An 8,920-nucleotide genomic window follows, 5' to 3' on the forward strand; every position below is an offset into this window, starting at 1 on the left:
GATAATTGATAATTGATAATTGATAATTGATAATTGATAACTGATAATTGATAATTGATAATTGATAATTGATAAAAAGATATGCCAAGAAATCCTGATGAATTTGCGATACACCTAATATTAGAAGGTGGCGCTCGTGAAGAAGTACGTTTTCTTTCTCTTAAAGATTTTCAAACCTGGTATAGTGGCGTTGTAGTTCCCAAGCATGACTCTCAAGAATTTGTCAATGTACCTATTAAGACTATTCAAGGAGAATATATGGTAGTTCGCCCTTCTGCTATAATTGCCATTCGGGTTGAACCTATATTTAATTCTAGTGTTGAAAGATATTAAATGAATCCTCTGGTAATAGGTATTGATATAGGGGGAACGGCAATTAAACTTGGAGTTTTTGCTAAAGATGGAGTTTGTCATAAATCTTTAACTGTGCCAACTCCTCAACCTGCCACCCCAAAAGCAGTTATTAAGGTAATAGAAGAAACAATATCTGTTCTAAGAAAAGAACCTCAGCTAGACAATTTAGGAGCTATACAAGGAATAGGTATTGGAGTACCAGGCCCTGTTGATGCTGAAGGTAGAATTTCTAGGATAGCAATAAACTTGGTTGATTGGCAAGAGGTTCCTCTAGCCGAATTGTTGGAGGAAAAGACTGGTTTACCAGTAGTCATTGCTAATGATGCTAATTGTGCTGCTTTAGGAGAAGCTTGGCTCGGTGCGGGTAGTCAGTTTAAAAATATGATTATGCTGACCCTGGGTACGGGTGTCGGAGGAGCGATTATTTTGGATGGCCAATTATTTGTAGGTCATCAAGGTGCTGCCGGAGAGTTAGGGTTAATAACTTTAAACCCTGATGGACCGGAATGTAATAGTGGTAATAATGGTTCTTTAGAACAATATGTTTCTGTTCAAGCGGTTCGTCGAGATACAGGAAAAGAACCTTTAGAATTAGCTAATTTAGCTTTAGCTGGAGATAAGTTTGCCCTAGAATTTTGGCAAAACTACGGACGATTTTTAGGAGTAGGGTTGACAAGTTTAATTTATATTTTAACTCCAGAAGCAATAATTATTGGTGGTGGAATTAGTGCTGCATCTGAACTTTTTTTCCCTGCAACTAAGGCAGAAATTGAGCGACGAGTTCTTTTTAGTTCTTATTTAAACTTACAATTATTAACTGCTAAATTGGGTAATCAAGCTGGTATTGTGGGAGCTGCTAAATTAGCTTTAACTAAGTTTTTAGATCAATGATTTGAGAGTTGTGAGGTAAGCGTTCAGCTATTAGTACGAAACATTTTATCTGGAATTTTCTCAAACAGTATTGAATTAGAGTATGAGGGTTAGTTAGTAGGGAATAGGGATAATTTTAAGGGATTTTTAGTCAGAGAATTTTCTCTCAATCTCTTAATAATAATTATTTTGAAAAAGGTAATTAGCCGTTTTGCTGCGCAACATCAAAGGCGGTAGTCTTGTGGCATCCAATAGAGTGATAGATGAAACCTGAATGGTTAGATTTTGGGAAAAATATCATAGAGAATAGGATATGCTTAATTAATAATAACTAAGTTATAGCACTATGCAAATAGGTTAGGACATTTATAAATGCTCACACTGACTCAGAGATTACTTTTGACTTTTGAATGCATGACTTTTAACTTGCGCGTAGCGCTATAGGTGGAGTTAACATCAAGTATATTACTATCAAATTTTCTTATGGTAAAGAATACCCAGTTACTTTATTGATAAATTCTGAAACTTTTTTATAAGCTTCTGGGTCACTATTGGGGTTAATAATAACATCTTTTGTACTATCTGGTAGCCAGAAAGTTATCCTACCATTAGGTTCCCAAGCAAATGTAGTAATACAACTTAAATTTATCAACCATTCATGGCGATCATAAATAATTTTTACCCAAAATTCATTATGAGTTTCATACCCTATTTCGATCTTTTTTTTAATATATTCTAGAACTAACTGATAGTCATGTTCGGAATTTTGCTGATTTAATATAATTGGCTGACTGCTATTTGGCAACCAAAAAGTTATCCGCTTATTTTGCTGACAAGAAAAAGCAGTAATACTGTCAAGATCGATCAAGTATATACTTCTTTCATAATTTATTTTAATCCAGTAGGCCACAGGACCCCCTCAAAGCTTTGATTTCTTGCATTTCCCCACATCCTGCAAGTTACCCTAAAAGTCTGATAAACATTATTTATTTACCCTTGATATTGTTACTCACTACCCAATGAAAAAGATTTCTTCTTTAAGAAAATGTTAGCAGAAGCTTCCACCTAAAAATCTTATCAAGAAACTAATATTTTAGGCGGAGATAAATGTCAAGCATTGAATTAACTGTAGTCATACCTCCTTTGTTTCTGTAGTTAGGTATTCTGGATATGTCTTTGATTTTCTCTTATTTATAAGCTTTAAAGAGACCATAATAATATTGAAATGATTCAGCTACAATTATGAGTTTTTTTGTGCTGCAAGTGAGATGTCAAACTTGAGAGTGATTATTGTTTAGGATATGCTTACAAATAGCTCTTCCAATTCATTTGAGATAGGTATCTCTATCATTTTCCTCTTTGTTTTTGAAACTTCTTACTTCTTCCTTTTTCCCTCTTACTCACTTGTACCATTTTTAATAAGCATTTATAAAATTTTTATAATAAAAAATAGCTCCGAAAAGTTCAATATTTANCTCTATCATTTTCCTCTTTGTTTTTGAAACTTCTTACTTCTTCCTTTTTCCCTCTTACTCACTTGTACCATTTTTAATAAGCATTTATAAAATTTTTATAATAACATATAGCAATTCTAAATTGGTCGTGACAAACCAAAAAGTAGATAAAAAAACTGAAACTCTTGCCTGTTCCCTATTCCCTGTTCCCTGTTCCCTAAAAGCAGTAAGACTTTTATACACAAATAAAATAGGATTGCTATAGCAATTATATTTCAGTTGTAAGATTTTACTGGTAGGGGCAATTCGCTAATCGCCCGTACAAGATTCAGGAGTCAGCAGTCAAAATATAAAAGGATTTTGATTTATCTTAATTGTTCTTAAATTCTATCACAATCATTCCTAATTACTATATAGCAATTCCCATAATGGTGAGGTACAAAATTCTAATTTTGAGGGAACAGGGTATAGGGAGTAATAAAAAGATCAAAACATAACTGTACTTCACCAGGTTGGGAAACGCTATAACAAGTTTAGTAGTCTAACCTGAATAACTTCTTCGTTTTTATCCCCTAATTCAAATACGGGGACTTTCAACGGATGCTTTCTCTAAAATAAATATTAGTTTGCTTCAAGCTCTTAAAGTTAATAAAAACAATCCATAAATAAATATGCTGAAAAAAGACTATTTTACCAAATATTTAGACTTGTTATAACTAAGGTATAGAACCTGTGCTAACTATATTCTCTTGGGTCGCTTCAGCATTATTGACAGACAAATTATCACACTTTTCTTGTTGACTAGCTGCTAGAAAAAAGTGATGAAATAGAGGGTGGGGACTACTAGGTCGAGATTGAAACTCTGGATGAAATTGAGTAGCAATAAAAAAAGGATGAGCAGGAAGTTCAATAATTTCTACTAGCCTACCATCAGGAGATGTTCCACTTACTACATATCCTGTTTCTAAGAACAAATTCCGGTAAGCATTATTAAATTCATATCGATGTCTATGGCGTTCATAAATTACTTCTTGCTGATAAGTTTTAAATGCTAATGTGTCCCCTTGTAGACGGCAAGGATAAAGTCCCAGTCGCATAGTGCCACCCAAGTCTACTACATCTTGTTGTTCTGGCAATAAATTAATCACTGGATTTGGTGTTTGAGGGTCAAACTCCCCACTATGGGCATCATCCAATTCTGCTATGTTCCGTGCCCACTCAATTACCGCACATTGCATTCCTAGACATAACCCCAAAAAAGGAATTTTATTTAGTCTGGCATATTGAACTGTAGCTATTTTCCCATCAATACCTCTCACACCAAACCCACCTGGCACAATAATTCCATGAGCATTTTCTAGATAGGTCTTGGCTCCATTGGCCTCTACATCTTCAGCATTTACCCAACGCAGATTTAAGTCCACACCAACAGCGATCGCCGCATGACGCAATGCTTCTACCACTGACAGATAAGCATCGCTGAGTTGAATATATTTACCCACTATGGCAATTTCTACAGTAGTAGCAGTAGATGATTGGCCTTGGTTAGTCTGTATTTCTTCTTTGTCTCTATGGTAAAGACGATTGACCAAAGTTTGCCATCGATCCAGATTTGGTTGACGTTGCTCCATTTTTAATAGTTCTAGAGCTTGGACTGCTAGTCCTTCTGCCTCTAACATTAGAGGTACTTCATAGATACTTTGAGCATCCTGAGATGTAACTACAGATTCTACAGGTACATCACAGAACTCGGACATTTTTTCCTTTAAGCCTTTACTAAGTTGGCGATCGCATCGACAGACCAAAATATCTGGCTGAATACCAATGGAGCGTAATTCTTTAACGGAGTGTTGAGTGGGCTTAGTTTTCATCTCCCCTGCTGAAGCAATCCAAGGGACCAGTGTCACATGGACATATAAAACGTTATTTCGTCCCACATCTTTACGAAATTGCCGAATTGCTTCTAAAAATGGTTGAGATTCGATATCTCCTACTGTCCCTCCTATTTCTGTGATTACTACATCTGGATTAGCATTTCTAGCGACCCTATGTATTCTTTCTTTTATTTCGTTGGTAATATGGGGGATAACCTGAACGGTTCCTCCTTGATAGTCCCCTCGTCTTTCTTTATTAATTACTGCCTGATAGATTGAACCTTGAGTAACACTGTTGAGGCGAGACATTGAGGTATCTGTAAATCGTTCATAGTGGCCTAAGTCTAGGTCTGTTTCTGCCCCATCTTCTGTGACAAAGACTTCTCCATGTTGGAAAGGACTCATCGTCCCTGGATCTACATTAATATAAGGATCTAGTTTGAGAATGGAGACGGAATAATCCCGTGATTTGAGCAAACGACCTAAGCTTGCTGCTACAATTCCTTTACCAATACTGGATACTACTCCACCAGTTATAAATACAAATTTAGTCATAGATTTTTTTCTCTAAGGATAGAAGGAAGTTGTAAACTTTAGATTAGCCACACTAATTTATACGACCCATGCTTTTGGTGTAGCCTACCATTTGGCATAGCAAAGAGATATTGGGCTAGACTCATCTATAATTACATTACATTTTTTCTATCTCATATCTTTTTGAGGGAATTATCAAGAATTTACTAATCTCTAGCTTCGGCAAAAGTATTATATACAGTAATTAAAAACTATAGCGCTACAGTTAACCTAACTGTTATGCCTTTCTATCTGATATCTATTTTAGGGGGGGTGGCATAATCTAGATAATTATAAATATCTACACTACTTGTTCTCGTTCCTATTGATTAAAACTACTTCCTACTCCCTATCCCTAAGAAATCAAATCATATCCGCACTTCAGCAAAGCCTTTTAGGAAATTACCAATTCTTGGTAACCTCTATTTCCGCAAAAGTATCATAATATATATAGCAATCCTATTTTATTAGTGGCAAAAATATTCCCACTTTTTGGTATGGAGGTATCAAGGCAATGGGCAATGGGTAAGAGTTTTAGAGTTTATTTCTAGTTTTTGAATTGTTACAACCTATTTAGGATTGCTATCTTAATTAGGGCTTGCTGATTAAATCTCAAAGCATTTACAGATAAATGTTTTAGCCTTTTTAGGTTGTTCATTAATTGATAATTGATAATGGATAATTGATAATTACCGAAATATTGTGGTTTAAAGCCTCCCCTTTTAAGGGGATAATAAATAAAAATTTTCCTGTTTGTCAATCCTCTCCTTTTCAAGGAGAGGTAATTCGCGCATTCTTAATTCTTGAACTCTGGTTAAAACCGTTACGGAATTGAAGATCAGGAAATATCCTAGCACTTTTTTTTCCTTAAAAGGAGAGGCTTTAAACCAGAATTATTTAATAATTAATAATTAATAATTAATTATTCGGTAAAAAGTACCAGGTTTTCAGCTCTTAATGCTCATGTATATTAGTATTTTCGGCGCATAGTTGGGCAAAAAAATACTCCCCTACTCCCCTACTCCTTAAAAAAGACTTTTTCAGCAAAACCTAATTAAGGCTGGTTGATTAACTCTCAAAGTATTTACAGATAAAGGCTCAAGCCTTTTTGTAGCGAAAAAACACAAGCTTTTGAGTCTAAAAACCTCAAAATGCTAACTTTTTGATTAGACAAGGGCGCAAAAATCAAGGGATAGTTGCTCATCCTACTTACTCTATAATTTCCATTTCTCCTGACTTCTAACTTCTACCCTCACTCATATTTTTCAGCAAACCCTAATTAAAAACTATAGCGCTATAGTTAATCTAACTTTTTCTATTATCCCTACTCAATACCTAGTCTTTACATAACTACCAAGAATTGGTACTATATAGCTTCAGCAAAAGTATCATATAGAGTAACTAAAAACTATAGCGCTATAGTTAATCTAACTTTTATCCCACTAAAANAAGAGTAATCCCCACCAGGTTCTAGTTGATAATCCCATTTTTCTAGAAACCTACCCAAAGGTTCTTGAATTAGGGCACGTCCTTGAGAAGGTTGAATATATAGAGTTTTTCCCTAGTTAGTTTAACTTTTTCTATTATCCCTACTCAATACCTAGTCTTTACATAACTACCAAGAATTGGTACTATATAGCTTCAGCAAAAGTATCATATAGAGTAACTAAAAACTATAGCGCTATAGTTAATCTAACTTTTATCCCACTAAAACCTATAAAGGCAAAACATAATTTATGGAGTGGCGCTTCTCGTAAGTCCAGCTAAGAATTAATATTTAATTTTTGCTAAAATTTAGCCTTAATAGTAAAAGAGTAATCCCCACCAGGTTCTAGTTGATAATCCCATTTTTCTAGAAACCTACCCAAAGGTTCTTGAATTAGGGCACGTCCTTGAGAAGGTTGAATATATAGAGTTTTTCCCTNTTGATAATCCCATTTTTCTAGAAACCTACCCAAAGGTTCTTGAATTAGGGCACGTCCTTGAGAAGGTTGAATATATAGAGTTTTTCCCTGTCTAAAACGCCATTTAAAGTACCAACCAAAAGGACCAGCACTAACCTCTCCTTCAATAGTGCCTTTTTGCCAAGAGTGGCAAGTTATTCTGACGTAAGCAGTAGTTTGTGGTAGACCCTTAGAACTCATTAATAGTTATCAAGTCAATCTTTCACTCACTCAAAAATTATTTCTACTGGAGTGACACAGCTAAATTCTGTGCATTAGGGCTAGTTCATTTGATTCAAGGTTATGTATTAATTTGAATACCGAACCCGTCCCTACTATTTCAACATTTTAATTGTGTCACTACACTACTGGACTAACACAGTTGCAACATTTTTAGGTGTGTCGCTGCACTACTATGGATCAAAAGCCTTGAAAATACTTTCTGAATAATTTAATTAATCTTCTGGTAGTATTATAGTTTTACTGTTATAGAGACTCATCGCTTTTTCAATTCCTTGTTTAAGAGAAAGTTCTACTGCATCTACAACCAGTTCCAGCACTTGAGTCATTAATTTGTTTTCTGTAGAACTAAACTTTCCTAAAACATGACTAATAGTTTTTGGGTCTCCACTCTCAGCAGTAACATTTTTGGGCTTACCAATACCTATTCGCAAACGAGGAAATTCTTGGGTTCCCAAATGAGCGATCGCCGACTTCATCCCATTATGGCCACCTGCTGAACCTGACAAACGTAGTCGCAGTCGTCCCATGGGTAAATCCATATCATCATACACTATCAGCACAGAAGAAGATGGTAGTTTATACCAATCTACCACCGCACGAATTGCTTGTCCCGACCTATTCATATAAGTTAAGGGCTTCAATAAGTAAATTTTTTCAGCTTTTGTGCTTCTGCCTTCTCCGAATTCTGCTTTAAATTTACGATTTTCTGATAAAGAAATTTGCCATATATTAGCTAGATTATCAACTACAGCAAATCCTATATTATGCCGAGTTTGATTATATTTTGCCTCTGGGTTTCCCAAACCTACAATCAATTTAGGAATCACTAATTTTTGCCCTGCCGCCACCTCTTTCATTGCCTTAAAATTAAAAATTTTATCTCAAAACTATAATAATCTTTTAGATTGGCTCAGGTGATTTTTTTTCTACTTTTACCGGATAAATAATTAATAATTATTAATTAAATAATTCAGCATAATTATCCTCCCCCTTCAAGGGGAAAAAAAGTGCTAGGATATTTCCTTATATTCAATTCCCTTACGGTTTTAACCAGAGGTAATTATCCATTAATGAAAAATTAGCTTTTCTGAGACACATCTGTGGGAGAAGAAACATTTACGGCTTCTTTGGAATCTGATTCAGGTTGATATTTACTTGCTTGAGGCACTTCTTCTAACTGTTTTGCTTCTCGTTTAAATTCATTTTCAAACTCTTTAGCTCCTGCCTTAAAACTATTTATAGCTTGCCCTAAACTACGACCAATTTCTGGCAGTTTCTTCGGACCAAATATTAAAAGAGCTACTACCAGAATAACAATCATTTCTGGGAGACCAATACCAAATATATTCATCTTGTTTTACTCCTAAAAATTTACTTGAAGTTAGCATAAAATTAATGTAAGCATTTCCTGCATAATGCTATGCAAACAGCTTTTTAATTAACAATGTAACTCGATAGACTATTAAGGTTAACTGATGGATTTTTAGGGGGCAATTAATAATTATTAATTAAATAATTGAGCACCCTTTGCCTCCCCTTTCAAGGGTAAAAAAAATAAATTTTTTCCTCCTTTGTGTCAATCCTCTCCCTTTTAGGGAGAGGTAATTAT

At 34.8% G+C, this 8,920-nt stretch carries 7 protein-coding genes and 2 pseudogenes; 2 read left to right on the plus strand and 7 right to left on the minus strand.

Annotated features, from left to right (window positions below; translation table 11 throughout):
* Nucleotides 1-81: 81 nt before the first annotated feature.
* Together AFK68_RS22175 and AFK68_RS22180 are read left to right on the plus strand one after the other, a co-directional pair.
* A complete protein-coding gene (locus AFK68_RS22175; protein WP_094675150.1) occupies nt 82-333 on the plus strand; it encodes a hypothetical protein in 252 nt (83 codons plus the stop codon).
* A complete protein-coding gene (locus tag AFK68_RS22180) occupies nt 334-1,245 on the plus strand; it encodes an ROK family protein (protein ID WP_094675152.1) in 912 nt (303 codons plus the stop codon).
* A 460-nt stretch (nt 1,246-1,705) separates the two neighbouring features.
* Here the strand turns inward: AFK68_RS22180 and AFK68_RS22185 are convergent, their stop codons facing one another.
* The 7 genes and pseudogenes from AFK68_RS22185 to AFK68_RS22205 all read right to left on the minus strand — a co-directional run bounded on the left by AFK68_RS22185 (nt 1,706) and on the right by AFK68_RS22205 (nt 8,662).
* A complete protein-coding gene (locus tag AFK68_RS22185; protein ID WP_094675154.1) occupies nt 1,706-2,134 on the minus strand; it encodes a hypothetical protein in 429 nt (142 codons plus the stop codon).
* Between the two features lie 1,260 nt (nt 2,135-3,394).
* The gene (locus AFK68_RS22190; protein WP_094675156.1) at nt 3,395-5,107 is read right to left on the minus strand and encodes a CTP synthase; all 1,713 of its coding nucleotides are present in this window, start codon (nt 5,105-5,107) and stop codon (nt 3,395-3,397) included.
* 1,467 nt (nt 5,108-6,574) lie between these two features.
* Nucleotides 6,575-6,683, minus strand: a pseudogene (locus tag AFK68_RS35400) (DUF3146 family protein); the annotation flags it as partial.
* A gap of 229 nt (nt 6,684-6,912) precedes the next feature.
* Nucleotides 6,913-7,049: DUF3146 family protein (locus tag AFK68_RS46090; RefSeq protein WP_210407558.1), on the minus strand; the 137-nt coding region annotated here is incomplete at its 5' end.
* Between the two features lies 1 nt (nt 7,050).
* Nucleotides 7,051-7,269, minus strand: a pseudogene (locus AFK68_RS39505) (DUF3146 family protein); the annotation flags it as partial.
* Nucleotides 7,270-7,523: 254 nt separating this feature from the next.
* Nucleotides 7,524-8,168: an aminoacyl-tRNA hydrolase gene (pth, locus tag AFK68_RS22200; RefSeq protein ID WP_094675160.1), complete on the minus strand. Its 645-nt coding sequence runs from the start codon at nt 8,166-8,168 to the stop codon at nt 7,524-7,526.
* 221 nt (nt 8,169-8,389) lie between these two features.
* Complete coding sequence (locus AFK68_RS22205) at nt 8,390-8,662, minus strand: TatA/E family twin arginine-targeting protein translocase (protein ID WP_094675162.1); 273 nt, start codon at nt 8,660-8,662, stop codon at nt 8,390-8,392.
* Nucleotides 8,663-8,920 lie beyond the last annotated feature (258 nt).

The organism is Hydrocoleum sp. CS-953 (assembly GCF_002260545.1).
Classification (GTDB): Bacteria; Cyanobacteriota; Cyanobacteriia; order Cyanobacteriales; family Microcoleaceae; genus Trichodesmium.